The sequence below is a fragment of the Bradyrhizobium tropiciagri genome, assembly GCF_018130505.1.
In the GTDB taxonomy this organism is placed as follows: domain Bacteria; phylum Pseudomonadota; class Alphaproteobacteria; order Rhizobiales; family Xanthobacteraceae; genus Bradyrhizobium; species Bradyrhizobium tropiciagri_B.
Window position 1 is genome coordinate 640,963 of the sequence record NZ_JAFCKH010000002.1, and the last position, 18,135, is coordinate 659,097.

The 18,135-nt window shown below is 65.7% G+C and carries 16 protein-coding genes; 11 read left to right on the forward strand and 5 right to left on the reverse strand.

The genetic code is table 11. The features are described 5' to 3' along the window. Positions 1 to 113: 113 nt before the first annotated feature. The gene (locus JQ633_RS07325) at positions 114 to 1,295 is read left to right on the forward strand and encodes a hypothetical protein (RefSeq protein ID WP_211983953.1); all 1,182 of its coding nucleotides are present in this window, start codon (positions 114 to 116) and stop codon (positions 1,293 to 1,295) included. A gap of 137 nt (positions 1,296 to 1,432) precedes the next feature. On the opposite strand, the gene JQ633_RS07330 is transcribed toward JQ633_RS07325, so the two are convergent. Beyond that, the gene (locus JQ633_RS07330; protein WP_249158902.1) at positions 1,433 to 1,759 is read right to left on the reverse strand and encodes a hypothetical protein; all 327 of its coding nucleotides are present in this window, start codon (positions 1,757 to 1,759) and stop codon (positions 1,433 to 1,435) included. A gap of 217 nt (positions 1,760 to 1,976) precedes the next feature. On the opposite strand from JQ633_RS07330, the gene JQ633_RS07335 reads away from it, so the two are divergent. Together JQ633_RS07335 and JQ633_RS07340 are read left to right on the forward strand one after the other, a co-directional pair. Next, complete coding sequence (locus JQ633_RS07335) at positions 1,977 to 2,456, forward strand: hypothetical protein (RefSeq protein WP_211983955.1); 480 nt, start codon at positions 1,977 to 1,979, stop codon at positions 2,454 to 2,456. Positions 2,457 to 2,485: 29 nt separating this feature from the next. After that, positions 2,486 to 3,406 carry an HpcH/HpaI aldolase/citrate lyase family protein gene (locus tag JQ633_RS07340; RefSeq protein ID WP_211983957.1) on the forward strand — a complete coding sequence of 307 codons (921 nt, stop codon included), beginning with the start codon at positions 2,486 to 2,488 and terminating at the stop codon, positions 3,404 to 3,406. Here the strand turns inward: JQ633_RS07340 and JQ633_RS07345 are convergent. Both JQ633_RS07345 and JQ633_RS07350 read right to left on the reverse strand, forming a co-directional pair. Then, positions 3,398 to 4,615, reverse strand: coding sequence for an EAL domain-containing response regulator (locus JQ633_RS07345; RefSeq protein WP_211983959.1), 1,218 nt, complete (start codon positions 4,613 to 4,615; stop codon positions 3,398 to 3,400). The genes JQ633_RS07340 and JQ633_RS07345 overlap by 9 nt on opposite strands. 383 nt (positions 4,616 to 4,998) lie before the next feature. Next, the gene (locus JQ633_RS07350; RefSeq protein WP_249158904.1) at positions 4,999 to 6,249 is read right to left on the reverse strand and encodes an MFS transporter; all 1,251 of its coding nucleotides are present in this window, start codon (positions 6,247 to 6,249) and stop codon (positions 4,999 to 5,001) included. 176 nt (positions 6,250 to 6,425) lie between these two features. Here JQ633_RS07350 and JQ633_RS07355 point away from each other — a divergent pair, with 176 nt between their 5' ends. From JQ633_RS07355 to JQ633_RS07370, 4 genes are all read left to right on the forward strand, one after another. After that, positions 6,426 to 7,373: a TAXI family TRAP transporter solute-binding subunit gene (locus JQ633_RS07355; protein ID WP_211983963.1), complete on the forward strand. Its 948-nt coding sequence runs from the start codon at positions 6,426 to 6,428 to the stop codon at positions 7,371 to 7,373. Positions 7,374 to 7,547: 174 nt separating this feature from the next. Continuing rightward, positions 7,548 to 9,659, forward strand: a complete 2,112-nt coding sequence (locus JQ633_RS07360; protein WP_211983965.1) for a TRAP transporter permease — start codon at positions 7,548 to 7,550, stop codon at positions 9,657 to 9,659. Beyond that, positions 9,656 to 10,033, forward strand: coding sequence for a DUF1850 domain-containing protein (locus JQ633_RS07365; protein WP_211983967.1), 378 nt, complete (start codon positions 9,656 to 9,658; stop codon positions 10,031 to 10,033). Before JQ633_RS07360 ends, JQ633_RS07365 begins: the two co-directional genes overlap by 4 nt. 107 nt (positions 10,034 to 10,140) lie before the next feature. After that, a complete protein-coding gene (locus JQ633_RS07370; RefSeq protein WP_211983970.1) occupies positions 10,141 to 10,947 on the forward strand; it encodes an SDR family NAD(P)-dependent oxidoreductase in 807 nt (268 codons plus the stop codon). 66 nt (positions 10,948 to 11,013) lie between these two features. On the opposite strand, the gene JQ633_RS07375 is transcribed toward JQ633_RS07370, so the two are convergent. Further along, on the reverse strand, positions 11,014 to 12,567 hold the full coding sequence (locus JQ633_RS07375) for a cation:proton antiporter (protein WP_211983972.1): 1,554 nt from the start codon (positions 12,565 to 12,567) through the stop codon (positions 11,014 to 11,016). Positions 12,568 to 12,703: 136 nt separating this feature from the next. Here JQ633_RS07375 and JQ633_RS07380 point away from each other — a divergent pair, with 136 nt between their 5' ends. From JQ633_RS07380 to JQ633_RS07390, 3 genes are all read left to right on the forward strand, one after another. Then, positions 12,704 to 13,474 (forward strand): lysozyme inhibitor LprI family protein, encoded by a 771-nt coding sequence (locus JQ633_RS07380; protein WP_211983985.1) that lies wholly within the window; start codon positions 12,704 to 12,706, stop codon positions 13,472 to 13,474. A gap of 146 nt (positions 13,475 to 13,620) precedes the next feature. After that, entirely contained in the window at positions 13,621 to 15,531 is a 1,911-nt protein-coding gene (locus JQ633_RS07385; RefSeq protein ID WP_211983987.1) for a propionyl-CoA synthetase, read from the forward strand. A gap of 194 nt (positions 15,532 to 15,725) precedes the next feature. After that, positions 15,726 to 15,998: a hypothetical protein gene (locus tag JQ633_RS07390; protein WP_211983989.1), complete on the forward strand. Its 273-nt coding sequence runs from the start codon at positions 15,726 to 15,728 to the stop codon at positions 15,996 to 15,998. A gap of 239 nt (positions 15,999 to 16,237) precedes the next feature. Here the strand turns inward: JQ633_RS07390 and JQ633_RS07395 are convergent, their stop codons facing one another. Further along, entirely contained in the window at positions 16,238 to 16,939 is a 702-nt protein-coding gene (locus tag JQ633_RS07395; RefSeq protein WP_211983991.1) for a DUF1013 domain-containing protein, read from the reverse strand. 221 nt (positions 16,940 to 17,160) lie between these two features. Here JQ633_RS07395 and ispH point away from each other — a divergent pair, with 221 nt between their 5' ends. After that, the gene (gene ispH / locus JQ633_RS07400) at positions 17,161 to 18,135 is read left to right on the forward strand and encodes a 4-hydroxy-3-methylbut-2-enyl diphosphate reductase (RefSeq protein WP_211983993.1); all 975 of its coding nucleotides are present in this window, start codon (positions 17,161 to 17,163) and stop codon (positions 18,133 to 18,135) included.

Sequence of the window (18,135 nt, forward strand, 5' to 3'; positions counted from 1 at the left end):
GTCACAGAACACCGCACTCTGCCGCTTATTCTGGACCCCATCGCGGCATCCCGCCGCTCTCCGGGCCATTAATTCCGGGCTGACTTCGCGGTCGCGCTTGCTACAAGGGAGCGATGCGCCCGCAATTGATTCGCCTGTACTCTGGATTCGTCGCGCTCGCGCTGACCGCGGGCGCTCCGTCGGTTCTGGCCGCGGAGTTGCCGCCCAACGTCGCGAATGCGATGGCGCAGGCCTCGCCGCAGGCGGTCGCCGATTATCGCCGCAAGCTGAAGGAATACCAGGAGGCGCGCGCCGCGTTCGATCAGGAGGCGAGCGCCTATTGGAACGCGATCGCCGAGAAGCGGCGCGGGCGTAACGCCAAGCGCCGCGAGCGCATCCAGATCACGCTCGACGACTACGTGCTGGAACATCCGCCGCTCTATAGCGGCCCGAAGCGGCCGGTGAACCCGGAGCCCGAGGAGGAGCCGGAGCGCCCCGCCCGGAAGCCGATCCCGGTGGTCACCGATTTCATGCGCGCGGCGCAGGAACTCTACCAGTTCACGCCGCAGCGTCCGGTCAATGAGGTCGAGTTCAAGCGCGCCTATGCGCGCTACGCGCTCGCGTCAGGCCTGACGCGCGAGCAGGCGGTGCGGGTCTATTCGTTCGAGACCGGTGGCACCGGCAGTTACGACGTGCAATCGGGGATCGAGCATGGCGGCAAGCGCGCGATCTCGACCGCGATCGGCTACAACCAGCTGCTGACGACCAACAGCGTCGAGCTGCTCGCCGAGCAGGGCAGCGAATTGGTCCGCGCGCTCACCGAGAAGGTGGCGCAGAGCTCGGGGCCGCCGCGCAAATCGCTCGAACACAAGCTCGCCGTGCTGAAGCGCATGGTGGCGCATGCCAAGGCGGTGCCCGACACCTGGTCGGAGCACGAGAAGATCGGCAACACGCCGCAGGGTTGGGCGATGCATGCCATGGTGCTCGACGTCGACGTCGGCCCGATGCTGCAGACCCACAAGCTGCTGACCTCGGTGATCTTCGCCCGCAACAAGGGCTACAACCGGCCGCTGACCGCCGCCGAGCTCGAGATGATGAACTTGACCGGCGACGGCACCGGGCTCGACATGGTCACGATGCCGCAGGCGATGCGCGAGCAGGTGCCGACCTCGAACTTCTTCCAGCGCTCCGGCTACGAGCGCAACCCGGTCGCGATCCGCCACAACACGGTGGCGAAGCTGCTTGCGGTCACCAACGAGCGGATGGACTTCAACAGCAACAAGCCCGGCGCGAAGGAGCTCGCGACGGCGTTCTGACCTTACCGCGGCCGGGCTGCCGCAACGCCGCGTTGCTACGGCGCGATGCGACCAGGTTGAATCGCCATCGCGCTTTAGCTCTTTGTTTGAGCATGATCTTTTTCGGAAAGCCGCTTCGCACTTTTCCGGATCACGCGCTAGTTCGATCCGAACATGAACTTGCCGTCGCCCTCGAGATAGGGGCCGGAGCGCATGTAGAGCTGTCCGTTGTGCCCGATGAAGAACAGCGTGCCCCTCGGCACCTTCTTGGCGCCCTTCAGCAGCGTGCCGGCATTGTTGGTGCCCATCTTGTAGGACTGCGTCGTGCCGTCCTTGCCGTAGGCATAGCCCATGTCGGGCTTCAGCTCCCATGGCGTCGCGTCCTGCGCGCGCGCGGACGGCCCGGCGACGGCCAGCCCGGCGGCAGCTGCAGCGATCAAAAAGGTCCTGGCTGAAAAAAAGCGGTTGGTCGAAAAGCGCGCCATGATCCATCCTCCCGGCGAAAAACAAAACAAAAAGCAGTTGCGTCAATGTCTTGAACAAATCACGAACGCGGTTGCATCGTCAATACGACTAACCGGCAAGGCTCACGGCTGTCCGCGACTTTGTGATTTTCCGCATCGCCCATCGCGACTATGATTCCATTTCCGTCTACAAGCACCTACCTGATTGCCAAAGAAACGCATGCTGGGGAAGATTAGGATGAACCACGTCACGAAGGTCGGTTTCGGGGTCGCGCTGTCGTTCATGACGCTGGCTTCGGTCGCGCGGGCCGATGAGTTCAAGCTGTCCAACAACCAGCGGATCTCCTGCAGCCGCGGCCTGTCGGCCGGCAAGCTGAACACCGCGACCTGCAAGTCCTACGCCTATCTGTTCAACGCCAAGACCTCGGAATATTTCCGCTGCCAGGTGTCGCTGGCGCTGACGCGGGACAACAAGGAGGTCATCAACGTCCAGGCCGACGGCGGCTGCACCAAGAAGCCGCGCATCTTCGACACCGACGGCAATTATTCGTTCGACGCCACCGAGACCGAGCCGCCGAACACCAACTCGTTCTTCGGCCCCGGCGGCTATGCGATCTGGGCCAGCGACAACGCCAGCCAGAAGATCCGCGGCTGCATCACCATCTCGTCGGGCCTCGGCTCCGATATCTCCAAGTGCCTCGACATGACGTTTCAGTGACGGCCGGACATGACGACGGAGCGGGCGGTGTGACGCGTAAACTGCGTCCAGCCCCGCTCTGCCGCTCCTGGCTGTTTCTGGAAGGCGCCAACGAGGATGTGCTGCAGCGCGCCGCCGCCAGCGGCGCCGACGTCCTGATCCACGAGCTGGAGGATTTCACCCCGCCGCCGCTGCGCCGGAAGGCGCGGGCGCTGGCGGCCGATCTCTATGCATCCTGGCGGGAGCAGGGCGCGGTGATCGCGGTCCGCGTCAATCCGCTCGGCCTCGACGGCATGGATGACCTTGCGGCCGTCATGCGCGGCCGCCCCGATATCGTCGCGCTGCCGAAGGTCGCCGAGCCGCATCATGTCGCCGAGCTCGACGCGGCGGTGACGCGGTTCGAGCGCGACTATGGCATCGCCGAGGGCTCGACCGCGCTGCTGCCGAACATCGAGTTCGCCCGCGGCCTGGTGCAGACCGGCGCGATCGCCGCCGCGAGCCGGCGTACGGTCGGCTGCCTGTTGGCCTCGGAGGATCTGGCCGCCGATCTCGGCGCCGAGCGCGGCAGCGACGGCCTCGAACTCGCCTATCCGCGGCAGCGCTTCATCGTCGAATGCCGCGCCGCCAATGTCGTGGCGGTGGATTGTCCCTACACCTGGAGCGATGCGGCCGGCGTCGCGCGCGACACGATCTGGGCGCGGCGGCTCGGCTACACCGCGAAGAGCCTGGTCGATCCTTCGCATGCCGCCATCGTCAACGGTGTCCTCACCCCGAGCAATGACGAGATGCGCGAGGCCGGCCGGATCGTTGCGGCGTTCGAGGCGGCGCGGGCCAAGGGCCTCGGACGGGTCGAGCTCGACGGTTCACTGCTCGAGGTGCCGACCTATTCGAACGCCAGGCGCCTGATCGCCCGCGGCGAGGCGCTGCGAGCGATCGATGCCAGGGAGAATGCCAAGGATGCGTCAGGCTGACGCATCCTTTTCGGGCGGCAGTTGCAGGCGCGAGCGTGCGAACTTCTTGACGCCCATCGGCTTACCGAACAGGTAGCCCTGCACCAGATCGAAATCGAGGTCGTGCGCGGCCAGGAAGTCCGCGCGCGTCTCGATGCCCTGTGCAACGACGCGCGCGCCGTTGTCGTGGGCGAGCTCGACGATGCGGCGGCACACGGTCTGCTTCAACCGCTGGTCGGCGCAGCCGGTGACGAACTGGTGGTCGACCTTCAATTCGACGAAGGGGAAGTTCGGCAGGCCCAGCAGAGACGGCCAGTTGGCGCCGACATTGTCGATCGAGATGGCGATGTTGTGCAGGCGCACGCGCCTTGCGACATCGATCGCAAGATCCAGATTGTCGATGATCTCGCCGCTGTCGATCTCGATCAGGAGGCCGGCGAAGGCCGGATGATCCGGGATGCGGCGGCACAGTGCGTTCACTGCGTCGGCGTCGGCGAGGAACGAGATCGGCAGGTTGATCGAGAGATCGACCGGTCCCTTCTGCTCCACGAGATAGCGCCAATCCTCCACCGCGCGCTCGATCACGAACTCGGACAACGCATGGAAATGCGGATCGCCCTCATCGGGGATGAAGTAGGCCGGCGGGACCACACCCCATGCGGGATGCCGCATCCGGATCAGCGCCTCCGCGCCGTTCGGAGCCAGCGTCCGCAGATGGATCTTCTGCTGGTACCACAGTTCGAGCCAGCCGGCCTTCAGCGCTTCGGGCACGTCCACCGCGGGGCTCGGCGCCGGCTCGACCGGCAGCAGCGAGGCAAGCGTCTGGCGCAACGTTCCGGCGCTGAACGGCGTCGGCAACGCCGGCAGCATCGCGATCCCGTATTCGTCGCCGATCTGCCGGACCGCCTTGACGATGATCGAGTCCGGCTGGCCGATCACCAGGACCTTGCCGCCATAGTCGTTTCTCACCAAAGTCTCTAAAATCTTACTGACTTCGATGCCGTCAACCGACACGCCGAGCACCAGAAGATCGGGCCGTTCGGCATCCAGCACGGCCTCAAGCTCGGCGGTCTGACCGCACTCGCTGGTGATGAAACCGAGATCCTCAAGCGCATCGGCGAGGAAGGTGCGAAGGTGCTTTTTGCTGTCCGCAATGCATGCGCGCGGGGTCAGCTTGCGATGTCCGAACCAGCCGGTTCGCGCGTGTCCGATGTGACTGATGTGATTCATGCCCCGCCTTTTTCGGAGTTACCCCGTTGCAAGTCGTACAACTACGGATCGGCGGCAATCATGGAAATTTCTGGATTATACATACGTTGCCTCGCTAACCTTAAGGCCGCCAATTTGAATCAAATTGCGTCGCGCGCGGCGCGTCGCGCTGCTGTCATGCGTGCAATAAATGCGTCATCTGGCGTTCATCGGCGCGATTGAGCCGAGTTCGATCGCAGGCGGAATGCGGCCTGCGTGTTTCATCGAGAGACGCGCGTTAATGACTGTGTTGCCGGGCCGATGTCGGCGCGATTCTGAACCATTGTTGAACAGCGAATTCGCGAATCACGCGCGAGAAACATCGATCGCGCTGTCCGCGATTTGTCGCGAATGCGAATGTCGGCTCATCCGCCGTGAGGTGCCAGTGCGGCCGACGAACTCGCTGTCGTCGTACGTAACGTCTCCGGCATCAGCACGCAGTATCCGACCAGCCCGGCCGCTGCGATCGCTGCAAGGAACAGGAACGCCGCACCATAACCGGCGTGAACGACGATGAAGCCGGCAACCGCGGCGCTCAGCGCGCCGCCGATGCCGGTTGCGGTAGCGATCGCGCCCTGGCTGACGTTGAAATGCCCGGTACCGTGCGTGAGGTCGGCGACCACCAGCGGAAACAGCGCGCCGAAGATGCCGGCACCGATGCCGTCGAGCAGTTGCACCGACACCAGCCAGTACGGATTGTCGGACAGCGGATAGAGCGCGCCGCGGATCGCCAGCACGGCGAGCGCCACGGCGAAGATCGGCTTGCGGCCCCAGACGTCGGCCTTGCGCCCGACCACGATCGCAACCGGCACCATCACGATCTGCGCCGCGATGATGCAGACCGACATCAAGCTGGTGCCGAGATTGCGGTTGACCAGTGCCAGCTTCTGCCCGACCAGCGGCAGCATCGCCGCGTTGGCAAAATGAAAGATCACGGTGGCGCCGGCAAAGATCAGCAGCGGCCGGCAGGTGAGCAGCACGCGAAAGCCGGATGGTTTTTCGTGCGCCGCCTCGCCCGCGATGTGGTCGAGCCCTCGCGCGACCTGATGATCGATGGCGCCGGCCGGGATCGCCAGCGTCGCGGCGATGCTGGCAAGGGCCATCGCGGCGAGCAGCCAGAACACGACGACCGGCCCGAACCAGTAAGCGGTGCCGCCGGCGACCGCCGCGGCCACGGCGTTGCCGGCATGGTTGAACGCCTCGTTGCGGCCGGTCCGCGCCGCGAAGGCCCTGGGTCCGACGATGCCGAGCGTCACGGCGGCGATCGCCGGCGCGAACACCGAGCCGGCGGCGGCCGCGAGCGCCTGCGTCGCCGCGACCAGCGCGAAGTGGTCGAGCAGGGGGAGCATGAGGCAGGCGGCGGTGACGGTCATGGCGGCGGCGATCATCAGGGCGCGCTTGGCACGGCTGCGGTCGATCAGGGCGCCGGCCGGGGTCTGGGCCAGGATGCCGGCGATCGCGGCGATCGACATCACGGCGCCGATCGAGGCCTCGTCCCATCGCCGCTCGGTGAGCAGGTAGATCGCAAGGTAGGGGCCGAGCCCGTCCCGGACGTCGGCGAGGAAGAAGTTCAGCGCATCGAGCGATCGCCAAACGGTCGTTGCGGATGGCTGCAAGTGATACCTCGCCGGAAGGCTGCGCCCGTCAACCCGCCGGCAGGAATTGAGTTCCCGCATCCCCTGTGGAGCGGTGCTGGCATACGGCCCACGGTGGCCCATGCGTCGTTTGGATGGGTTGACCCGGCGGGGGTGTCCGGCCAATTTCCGGCCGGCTTAAGGGGAGAATAATACTCATGAATTGGAAGTTGGTGGCGGCCGCGACGGTGGCAGCCAGCGTGTTGACCGCGCCCGTCGCGCGGGCCGAGCAGTTCATCAACGTGCTGACCGGCGGGACCTCCGGCGTCTACTATCCGCTCGGCGTCGCGATCGGGAAGATCTTCGGCGACAAGATCCCGGGCGTTAAGACCCAGGTGCAGGCCACCAAGGCCTCGGTCGAGAACCTCGTGCTGCTGCAGCAGGGCCGCGGCGAGATCGCCTTCACGCTCGGCGATTCGCTGAAGGCCGCCTGGGAGGGCGATGCGGAAGCCGGCTTCAAGAACAAGCTCGACAAGCTGCGCACCATCGGGGCGATCTATCCGAACTACATCCAGATCGTCGCCACCGCCGAAAGCGGCATCAAGACGCTGGCTGATCTGAAGGGCAAGAGCCTGTCGGTCGGTGCGCCGAAATCCGGCACCGAGCTCAACTCGCGCGCGATCCTCGCGGCCGCCGGCATGAGCTACAAGGATCTCGGCAAGGTCGAGTATCTGCCGTTCGCCGAGTCGGTCGACCTGATGAAGAACCGCCAGCTCAACGCCACGCTGCAGTCCGCCGGCCTCGGCGTCGCCTCGCTGAAGGACCTCTCGACCTCGACCGATATCACCGTGGTCGCGGTGCCGAAGGAGACCGTCGACAAGATCGGCTCGCCCTTCGTCTCGGTGATGATCCCGGCCAATACCTATACCGGCCAGGACAAGGACGTGCCGACCGCGGCGGTGGTGAACTATCTCGTCACCTCGAGTGCGGTGTCGGACGAACTCGCCTATCAGATGACCAAGCTGGTCTATGAATCGCTGCCGGAACTCGCCAACGCGCATGCCGCCGGAAAGGAGATCAAGCTCGAGGCCGCCGCGAACGGCAGCCCGGTTCCGCTGCATCCCGGCGCGATCCGTTATTACAAGGAAAAGGGCCTGATCAAGTAAGGCCAGTTACGCTTCGAGGTGTCATGGCCGGGCTTGACCCGGCCATCCATCTTTCTAAAGACTTTCATTTTCGATGGATGCGCGGGTCGAGCCCGCGCATGACGTGCGGGGGACACGGCCAAGGCATCACACGGGTGCGACGGCCGGCGTAGGGCACGGCGGGGGACCAATCATATGCAGCAGCAGACCGAGGGCGCAGAGCAGCCCATCAAGGTTGAATTCGACAATTTCGAGCACGGCTTTCCGGAAGGGTTCGGGCCGGGCGGCTGGGGATATCTGGCCTACACGGTCGGGCTCGCCTTCGCGGTGTTCCAGCTCTATGTCGCGGCGTTCAACTACCTGCCGAGCCAGGTGGTGCGCGGCGTCCATGTCGGCTTCCTGATCCTCTTGACCTTCGGTCTGATCGGCAACTTCACCGCAAAGACCGATTTCGGCCGCGCGGTGAGCTGGATCGTCGGCGCCGCCGGCTTCCTCTGCGGGCTCTATCAGTGGATCTTCTACGCCGACCTGATCGCGCGTGACGGCGATCCGACCAACACCGACCTTGCGGTCGGCACGCTGCTGGCGATCCTGATCTTCGAGGGCACGCGGCGGCTGATGGGCGCGGCATTGCCGCTGATGTGCGGCGCCTGTCTGCTCTACTGGTTCTTCGGCCAGTATTTGCCGTCGCCGTTCAATCATCGCGGCTATGACTTCGACCAGATCGTCACGCATCTGTCGTTCGGCACCGAAGGCTTCTACGGCGTGCCGATCTACGTCTCGGCAACCTACATCTTCCTGTTCATTCTGTTCGGCTCGTTCCTTGAGCGCGCCGGCATGATCCAGCTGTTCACCGACGTCTCGCTCGGCCTGTTTGGCCGCACCCGCGGCGGACCTGCGAAGGTTGCGGTGTTCGCCTCGGGCATGATGGGCACGATCTCGGGATCCGGCGTCGCCAACGTCGTCACCGTCGGGCAGTTCACGATTCCGCTGATGATCAAGTTCGGCTACCGCCGCGCCTTTGCCGCCGGCGTCGAGGCCACCGCCTCGATGGGCGGACAGATCATGCCGCCGGTGATGGGCGCAGTCGCCTTCATCATGGCCGAGACGCTCGGCGTGCCCTATTCGGAGATCGTCAAGGCGGCGGTGATCCCGGCGATCCTCTATTTCGCCTCCGCGTTTTGGATGGTGCATCTGGAAGCCGGCAAGCACGGTCTCGTCGGCATGAAGCGCTCAGAGATCCCGAGCGCCTGGAAGGCGCTGGTGGCGCGCTGGTATCTCGTGCTGCCGCTCGCCGCGCTGGTCTACATGCTGTTCGAAGGCTTCACGCCGCTCTATGCCGGCAGCATGGGGCTCGCGCTCACCGTCGCGCTGATCCTCGGCGCCAGCATCACGCTCGGCTTCTCCAACACCGTGATCCGCTACATCTTCTGGATCGGGCTCGCGCTGGTGGTTGCCGCGGTGTCGCGCAAGGGGCTGGAGATCGTTCAGGTCGGCAGCGTCGTCGCCGGCCTGATCGTGATTGCCGCGCTCACCCGCGGCGGACGCGCCACGCTTGCCGCGTGCCGCGACTCGCTGGCCGACAGCGCCAAATCGGCGCTGACAGTCGGCATGGCCTGCGCGATCGTCGGCACCATCATCGGCATGATGACGCAGACCGGCGTCGGCACCATCTTCGGCAGCTGGATCATCGGGCTCGGCGCCAAGAGCCTGTTCCTGGCGCTGATCATGACCATGCTGCTGTCGATCCTGCTCGGCACCGGCATTCCGACGATCCCGACCTACATCATCACCGCCGCGCTCGCCGCGCCGGCGCTGGCCAAGCTCGGCGTGCCGCTGATCGCGAGCCACATGTTCGCGTTCTACTACGGCATCATGGCCGACCTCTCACCGCCGGTCGCGCTCGCCGCGCTGGCGGCGGCGCCGATCGCCAAGGAGAACCCGGACAAGATCGGCTGGGAGGCGATGCGGATCGCGCTCGCCGGCTATGTCATCCCCTTCATCTTCGTCTATTCGCCGGCGCTGATGCTGCAGGCGGGCGACCCGATGCAGGCGCAGCTCGGCTTCTACGGCGCGGTGGCGCTGGCGACGTTCAAGGCGCTGGTCGCGATTGGGCTGTTCGGCGTGGTCGCGATCGGCTTCCTGTTCACGCGGCTGAGCCTGATCGAGATCGCGGTCGCGTTCGCGGCCGCGCTCTGCCTGCTCGGCGATTTCCAGTTCTCGGACACGGCGGGCTTCACGCTGGCCGCGGCGGTCGTGCTCTGGCAGTGGCGGCAGCGTCCGCGTGATGCGGTGGCGGCGGCTTGAGCCTCTGCCTCGCCTCCGCCGGCGTGGTGAAGGCGCTGCAGGTCGCGGCCTTCACGCTCGCCTGGACGCATTCGATCGAGAAGACCGCCTGGCAGGAAGACTGGGTGGTCACGCCGGCCGGGCTCGAACTGAGGCAGGCCCGCATCAAGGGCACCGGCGCCGGCATGGAGCCGCCGCCGGAGGCGCGGCTCGTCAACGGCTGGTTTCAATGGTCGCTGCCGCCGGCGCCGCGGCCGGAGGTCGTGCTCGGCAATTCCGGTGCGGCAGGCGAATGGCGGCTGTGCCAGGCGGGACGCTGCCAGACCCTATCGGAGATTTTCGGCCATCCGATCGGTGCTAATGTCACGACGATGAGCGTTTGCAAGGATCCGTAGATTCGTAGCCCGCATGAGCGAAGCGATATGCGGGAACACTACCCCGGATATCGCTCCGCTCATCCGGGCTACAAGAACGACGAAAAACAACAACGGAGAAACAACCGATGGATCGGCTCAAGGGCAAGGTTGCGATGGTGGTCGGCGCGGGCTCGATCGGGCCCGGCTGGGGCAACGGCAAGGCGACCGCCGTGACCTTCGCGCGCGAGGGCGCCAGCGTGTTCTGCGTCGATCGCAACGGCGCCGCTGCCGAGGAGACCGTCGGCATCATCACCGGCGAGGGCGGCAAGGCGACCGCGTTCACCGCCGACGTCTCGCGCGCCGCCGAGGTCGAGGCGATGGTCGCGGCGTGCCTGAAGGCTTACGGCCGCATCGACGTGCTCGACAACAATGTCGGCATCGCCGAGGTCGGCAGCGTGGTCGAGGTGGCGGAAGCCGAATGGGACCGCGTCTTCGCCGTCAATTTGAAGAGCGCGTATCTCTCGATGAAGCACGTCATTCCCGTGATGATCGAGCAGGGCGGCGGCTCGATCATCAACATCTCGTCGATCGCCTCGATCCGCCATGTCGGCATCTCCTATGTCAGCTACAACGCCAGCAAGGCCGCGATGAACCAGATGACGCGCTCGACCGCGGTCGAGTTCGCCTCCAAGCATGTCCGCGTCAACGCGATCCTGCCCGGGCTGATGAAGACGCCGATGGTCGCGCACTCGGCCGGACTGGCGCAGAGCTATGCCAAGGGCGATGTCGAGGCGATGTGGCGCGCCCGCGACGCGCAGGTGCCGATGGGCCACATGGGCGACGCCTGGGACGTCGCCAACGCCGCGCTGTTCCTGGCGTCGGATGAGTCGAAATATGTCACCGGCATCGAGCTGGTTGTCGACGGTGGCATCACCAGCAAGTCGGGTGCCTAGTTCTGCTGCGTCATCTCCCCACACGTCGTCCCTGCTTTCGCAGCGACGGGTGGGCACGCGCTCCCCTCAACTCCCTGAGCCCTCGACGCTGAGCTCGACGCGGTCGAGCTCTTCTTCGACCAGATGGAAGGCGTCGTCGCCGATCGTCTCGGTGTGGCGCAAATTGAGCAGCGCCCGGCGGGCCGCGGCGATGGCGCGACGGCGCAACGGGTCGGCCGGCAGCTCGCGCGAGGCGATGCCGCCATCGGGATCGGTCTCGGCGCGCAACAGCACGGCGCGATATTCGAGCCGGAGAATCTCGGCCTCCTCGGACGGATCCGCTTCGATCGCCGCAAGCCCGGCCCGGAAGACAACGCTGCGGGCGTGGGCAGCCTCGCGCGCGACCGGATCGTCGTCATCGAAATTCAGCGCCAGGATCAGCGGCCGCAGGGTCAGGCCCTGGATCACCAGCGAGCCCAGCACCACGGCAAAGGCTGTCAGCAGGATCAGGTCGCGATAGGGGAAATACTCCGGCAGCGCGAACGCGGCCGCCAGCGTGACGATGCCGCGCATCCCGCACCACGACACGATGATGCCGCGCTTCAGGGTCGGCACTGCCGGCACCACATGGGCGGGAAGCAGATCGTGCCGCATCAGGATGCGCAGAAAGGCACCATAGGGCATCACCCAGAGAATCCGGGCCAGGATCACGACGGCGAGGATGATGGCGGCGAAGCTGCAATATTTCCACCGCACCTCGTCGTCGAGCCCGGACCAGATTGGCCGCAGCTGCATGCCGATCAGCATGAAGGCGAGCACGTTGAGCACGAACACCACGGTCTCCCACACCGCATAGGACTGCACGCGCAGCCGTGCCGAGGTGCGGGCCGGCGCGGTGCGGGCGATGGTGATGGCATAGGCGATGATGGTGAGGATGCCCGACAGCCCGATATGCTCGGCGATGATCCACACCATGAAGGTGCCGCCGAACTGGGTGATGATCGCGCTCGGAGCCTCGGTGATGCGGCGGGTGATCATCATCCAGACCTGCGCGAACAAATAGCCGGCGGCGAGGCTGCCGACCAGCGCGACCGCGATCGACGGCACGAATTCGCGCACCTTCATGTGTTCGGCGACGACGAGGCCGACCGCGACGCGATAGACCAGCAGCGCGCTGGCGTCGTTGAGCAGGCTTTCGCCTTCGAGGATCTTCTGGATCCGGTAGGGCAGGTTGACCTGGCGCAGGATCGCGGTGGCCGCGGCGGCATCGGGCGGTGCGACGATGGCGCCGAGCGCGATCGCGACCGCCCACGGCATGTCGGGCTGCAGCCAGCGCGCCACCAATGCGACGCCGATCGTGGTGACGCCGACCGCGACCACCACCAGCGTCGAGACCGGCAGCCAGTTGTTGCGGAGATCGCGCAGCGAGGTGTCGAAGGCGGCATCGAGCAGCACCGGCGCCACGAACAGCGCCAGTGCCAGCTTCGGTTCCAGCGCCCAGGATGGGCCGTCCGGAAGGAAGGCCAGCAGCACGCCGCCGGCCGCAAGGAACGTCGGGTAGGGCACCTTGAGGTGCCGCGCCAGCGCCGAGAGCGCCACGGCCGCGAGCAGCAGCCCGATGATCCATTCGAATGTCAGCAAGCCCGCCCCCCGTGCGCCGATCGTCGCAATTGACGTATAATCCAGTGTGTGGTTTTGCGGCAAATGACCTGCTGTCCGAATGACGCCGATCTGGCTGGTTCAGGCGCGGGGGAGGGACGCCTCGTCGGCGGTTGTAATGCGACGCAAATCTGCAAACCGGACGCTATCGCTGCTGTGCCTCACTCTGTCGTGCCTGCTCGTGGCCGGGAGCGCACGCGCGACCAGCAGTGAGCCAGGCAAGGACGTGCAGGCCGATCCGGGCCGCTGCGTCGCCGCGGCCGCCGCCGGCGATGACGACAAGACCATCGACGTCTGCGGGTCGCTGATCGACAACGACAAGGCGGAGCGGGCGGATCGCGTCAGGGCCCTGACGGCGCGCGCCGGCGCCTGGCGCCGCAAGCAGATGACCGATCGCGCGATTGCCGACTACGATGCCGCGCTCAGGCTCGATTCCTCGCTCGCCGATGCCTACAACGCGCGCGGCGAGTTGTGGCGCGGCAAGGGCGACCGGCGCAGGGCGATCATGGATTTCGGCGCCGCGGTCAAGCTCGATCCGAATCATGCCGCCGCCAAGGCCAACTACAAATCGCTGTCGCTGGAATTGGAGCGGATCGGCGCCATGATGGCGGTCGCCGGCAAGCCGAGCTTCGATTGCCGCACTGCCCGCCGCGCCGTGGAGAAGGTGATCTGCGCCAATCCCGCGCTTGCCGACCTCGATCGCGAGGTCAACGCATCAAGTGTGCGCGCGATCCGCGAGGTGCAAAATCCGCGGCAGGCGCGCGAGTTGCAGCGCGCACAGGACCAGTTCATCGCCCGCCGCAATGCCGAATTCGGCAAGCCGGGCTACGACCTGGAAAAGGTGATGCGCGAGCGGCTGCAGAAGATCAACGGGGTCGACGGGTATTAGTGCTCGATCCGGAAAGGCGCGCGGCGACGTTCCGAGGTCATCCTCGAGCCGGGGTAGTGCCAAGGTCCCGGTGATTTCGACTTGAAACGCTGCCGCATCCCGTGAAAATGGCGGGCAAAGACGCGCCAGGCGCGAGGGAGAACGCCATGACCATTCAGCAGACGGGCCGGTATCATGAGGTGCACGCCCGCTCGCTTCGCGACCCCGAGGGATTTTGGGCAGAAGCGGCGCGCGAGATCGACTGGATCGAGCCGGCGAAGAAGATCTTCGACCCGGCGGTGGGCACCTATGGCCGCTGGTTCACCGGCGCCGTGGTCAACACTTGCTACAACGCGCTGGATCGCCACGTCGCCGGCGGCCGCGCCGACCAGGTCGCGCTGATCCACGATTCCACACTCAGCAACGCGATCACGAAGTTCACCTATGCCGAGCTCTTGAAAGAGGTACAGGCGCTCGCCGCGGTGATGCAGGATTTCGGAGTCACGAAAGGCGACCGCGTCATCCTCTATATGCCGATGGTGCCGGAGGCCGTGGTCGCGATGCTGGCCTGCGCGCGGATCGGCGCCGTGCACAGCGTGGTGTTCGGCGGCTTCGCCGCCAAGGAGCTGGCGAGCCGGATCGACGACGCCAAGCCGAAGCTGATCTTCTCGGCAAGCTGTGGGCTCGAGCCCGGGCGCATCGTGCAATACAAGCCGCTATTAGATGAGGCGATCAAGCTGGCGAGCGCGAAGCCTGAGGTCTGCATCATCCTGCAACGGCCGCAGCACGGCTGCGATCTGATTAAGGGTCGCGATCATGACTGGGCGGCACTTCGCCGCGCCGCGCTGGAGGCCGGCAAGGCCGCGCCCTGCGTGCCTGTGCTCGCGACCGATCCGCTCTACATCCTCTACACCTCGGGTACGACAGGCATCCCGAAGGGCGTGGTGCGCGACAATGGCGGGCATCTCGTCGCGCTGAAATGGTCGATGTTCAACCTCTACGGCGTGAAGCCGGGCGAAGTCTGGTGGTGCGGCTCCGACATCGGCTGGGTGGTCGGCCACAGCTACATCGTCTACGGCCCGCTGCTGCATGGCGCGACCTCGGTCATGTATGAGGGCAAGCCGGTCGGCACGCCCGACGCGGGGGCGTTCTGGCGCGTGATCTCCGAGCACAAGGCGGTGGCGCTGTTCACGGCGCCGACCGCATTCCGCGCCATCAAGAAGGAAGATCCGGAAGGCAAGCTGATCGGCAAATACGATTTGTCGAGCTTCCGCACCCTGTTCCTCGCCGGCGAGCGCGCCGATCCGCCGACGGTGGAGTGGGCCGAGCAGCAGCTCAAGGTGCCGGTGATCGATCACTGGTGGCAGACCGAGACCGGCTGGTGCGTCGCCGGCAATCCGGTCGGCCTCGGCATGCTGCCGGTCAAGCACGGCTCGCCGACGGTGCCGATGCCGGGCTATCAGGTCGATGTGGTCGACGAAGCGGCGAAGCCGGTCGCGGCGGGCACCATGGGCTCGATCGTGATCAAGCTGCCGATGCCGCCGGGCTGCCTGCCGACCTTGTGGGAGCAGGATGTTCGCTTCAGGGAGGCCTACCTCTCGGAATTCCCCGGCTACTACAAGACGTCGGATGCCGGCTACAAGGATGCGGACGGCTATGTTTGGGTGATGGGCCGCACCGACGACATCATCAATGTCGCCGGCCACCGCCTCTCCACTGGCGGCATGGAAGAGATTCTAGCCTCGCATCCCGATGTCGCCGAATGCGCGGTGCTCGGCATCAAGGATGCGATCAAGGGCGAGGTGCCTTGCGGCTTCCTGGTGCTGAAGGCCGGCGTGACCAAGAGCGCGGGCGATGTCGAGAAGGACGTCGTCGCGCTGGTGCGCGAGAAGCTCGGCCCGGTCGCGGCCTTCAAGCTCGCCATCACCGTGGCGCGGCTGCCGAAGACCCGCTCCGGCAAGATTCTCCGCGGCACCATCAAGAAGATCGCCGACGGCGAACCCTGGACCATGCCGGCGACGATCGAGGACCCCAAGGTGCTCGACGAGATCGGCGATGCGCTGAAGGGCAAGGTGTAGCGGCTGGTGTGTCATTCCGGGGCGCGTCGAAGACGCGAACCCGGAATCTCGAGATTCCGGGTTCGATGCTGCGCATCGCCCCGGAATGACGTGAGATGCGGGGAACGCATCCCGAAGCAAAACCGCCTTGATTTTGATGGATTGCCGGGTCATTCCCGGCTGACGTCACTTCGCCACGAGATACGGACCACCGGATGCGATCCCTTTCTGCACGCGCGCCCTTTGCATTGCTGCTCGCACTGCCGCTGCTCACCGGCTGCCTCGAGCGCGGCAACTCGCCGGTCGCGGCGAGCATGGGCGATGACGATCAGTACTGCCAGGGCAACGGCAAGGTGGCGGTCGGCTCGCCCGAATATGTCGCCTGCCGCAAGGACCGCGACGTGCAGCGCCAGAACGCCGAAGCGCGCTACGACCGCCGGCAGCGCGATCTCGGCGAGTACATGATGAACAATCCGAACCGGCCGTAGCGCAGCAACTGCTCGCCTCACACACCGGCGTCATGGCCCGCGAAAGCGGGGTATCCAGTACGTCGCGGCTTCTCGGTGAAATTACAGCCGTCTCTGGAATACTGGATCACCCGGTCAAGCCGGGTGATGACAGCTGAGATTGTGGTGTGGGCGAAGGATTGCGGCGCGCTCCCTCCAAACAAAAACGCGGCGGGTTGCCCGCCGCGTTTCGCATTCCATTTGCCGAAAGCGCGTTGCGCTTACTGCTCGTCGTCGTCGTCGGGCTTCTTGCCGCCGATCGTCTTCAGCTTGGCGAACACGGCGTCGACGTTGAGGTCGTCGTGGCGCTCGGTCGGCTGGTCGTCGAGCTCGTCCTTGCGCGTGGTCTCGGAGGCGGGCAGCAGCGTGGCGCCGCCGTAGACGGTCGCGGCGGGCTTTTCCTTGGCGGCGCGCTGCACCTCGAAATCGAGCTCGATCTGCGAGCACAGGCCGAGCGTCACCGGATCCATCGGCGTCAGCGTCGACGCATTCCAGTGGGTGCGGTCGCGCACGCTCGCGATGGTGGTCTTGGTGGTGCCGACGAGGCGCATGATCTGCGCGTCCTTCAACTCGGGATGGTTGCGCAGCAGCCAGAGGATCGCGCTCGGCCGCTCATGACGGCGCGACACCGGGGTGTAGCGCGGGCCCTTCTTCTTGGCGGCGGTCGGCAGCACAACCTTGCTCTCCTGCAATCGGAGGCGGTAGTTCGGGTCGCGCTCGCCTTTTTCGATCTCCTCGCGGGTCAGCTGGCCGTTCGAAATCGGGTCCATGCCCTTGATGCCCTGGGCGGCGTCTCCGTCGGCAATGGCGCGGACTTCCAGCGGGTGCATCTTGGTAAAATCGGCCACCTGATCGAACGTCAGGGCGGTATTGTCGACCAACCACACGGCAGTCGCCTTCGGCATCAGCGGTGCGTTGCTCATGGCAAATCTCCTTAGTGCTTCGCCCACCTCTGTCGAGGCGAAGCTGGTAGTCATCGGCGATGACGGGAATTATGGCGCCTATATAAGCCCTCAGGGGGGAATGGCGCAATGGGCCAGCAAAATCGCCTTGACAGAGCCCCAAAGCAGTCCCAAGTCCTTACTCAAACAGGCCGTTCCCCGCCCGCCGGCGAGGGGTGATTCGGTCCCGAGATTTGCCCCATATGTCAGCGAAGAAACCCGACCTCAGAATCGTGCTTTGTTCCCCGCGTGGCTTCTGCGCCGGGGTGGTCCGCGCCATCGACACGGTGGAACGGGCGCTCACCATCTATGGTGCGCCGGTCTATGTCCGGCACGAGATCGTCCATAACAAATACGTCGTGGACAGCCTGAAGACCAAGGGCGCCATTTTCGTCGAGGAACTGGCTGAGATCCCCGACGACACCAATGCGCCGGTGGTGTTTTCGGCCCACGGGGTGCCGAAATCGGTTCCCGCGGAGGCCAAATCGCGCAATTTCTTCTCGCTGGATGCGACCTGCCCGCTGGTGACCAAGGTTCATCGCGAGGCGGCGATCCACTTCAAGCGCGGCCGCGAGATTTTCCTGATCGGGCACTCCCATCATCCGGAAGTGGTCGGCACCCTGGGCCAGCTCCCGCCGGGCGCCGTGACCCTGATCGAGACCGCCGAGGACGCCAAGACCATCGCCCCGAAGGACCCCGACAACCTCGCCTTCGTGACCCAGACCACGCTGTCGATCGACGACACTGCGGAGATCGTGGCGCTGCTCAAGGAACGCTTCCCGAACATCAACGGGCCGCACAAGGAAGACATCTGCTACGCCACCACCAACCGCCAGCTCGCGGTGAAGAAGGTGGCGCCGGTGGTCGACGCTTTGATCGTGGTCGGCGCGCCGAACTCGTCGAACTCGCAGCGCCTGCGCGAGGTCGCCGAGCGCGAGGGCTGCCCGATTGCGGTGCTCGCCCAGCGCGCCAGCGACATCGACTGGGGTCGGTTCGAAGGCATCAGCAGCCTCGGCATCACCGCGGGCGCCTCGGCGCCGGAGGTGATCGTCGAGGAGATCATGGGCGCCTTCGCCGAGCGCTACAATCTGCACGTGGAGACGGTCTCGGCCGCGGAAGAGAACGAATTCTTCCCGCTGCCGCGCTCGCTGCGGCCCGACGCTGCCGCAGCGGAATAG

What these genes read in the sequence shown, in the direction of transcription:
- ispH (WP_211983993.1), top strand. Translation starts at nt 17,161, where the DNA reads ATGTCAGCGAAGAAACCCGACCTCAGAATCGTGCTTTGTTCCCCGCGT.
- JQ633_RS07355 (WP_211983963.1), top strand. Translation starts at nt 6,426, where the DNA reads ATGAATTGGAAGTTGGTGGCGGCCGCGACGGTGGCAGCCAGCGTGTTG.
- JQ633_RS07370 (WP_211983970.1), top strand. Translation starts at nt 10,141, where the DNA reads ATGGATCGGCTCAAGGGCAAGGTTGCGATGGTGGTCGGCGCGGGCTCG.
- JQ633_RS07385 (WP_211983987.1), top strand. Translation starts at nt 13,621, where the DNA reads ATGACCATTCAGCAGACGGGCCGGTATCATGAGGTGCACGCCCGCTCG.
- JQ633_RS07330 (WP_249158902.1), bottom strand. Translation starts at nt 1,759, where the DNA reads ATGGCGCGCTTTTCGACCAACCGCTTTTTTTCAGCCAGGACCTTTTTG.
- JQ633_RS07325 (WP_211983953.1), top strand. Translation starts at nt 114, where the DNA reads ATGCGCCCGCAATTGATTCGCCTGTACTCTGGATTCGTCGCGCTCGCG.
- JQ633_RS07380 (WP_211983985.1), top strand. Translation starts at nt 12,704, where the DNA reads ATGCGACGCAAATCTGCAAACCGGACGCTATCGCTGCTGTGCCTCACT.
- JQ633_RS07395 (WP_211983991.1), bottom strand. Translation starts at nt 16,939, where the DNA reads ATGAGCAACGCACCGCTGATGCCGAAGGCGACTGCCGTGTGGTTGGTC.
- JQ633_RS07390 (WP_211983989.1), top strand. Translation starts at nt 15,726, where the DNA reads ATGCGATCCCTTTCTGCACGCGCGCCCTTTGCATTGCTGCTCGCACTG.
- JQ633_RS07335 (WP_211983955.1), top strand. Translation starts at nt 1,977, where the DNA reads ATGAACCACGTCACGAAGGTCGGTTTCGGGGTCGCGCTGTCGTTCATG.
- JQ633_RS07360 (WP_211983965.1), top strand. Translation starts at nt 7,548, where the DNA reads ATGCAGCAGCAGACCGAGGGCGCAGAGCAGCCCATCAAGGTTGAATTC.
- JQ633_RS07345 (WP_211983959.1), bottom strand. Translation starts at nt 4,615, where the DNA reads ATGAATCACATCAGTCACATCGGACACGCGCGAACCGGCTGGTTCGGA.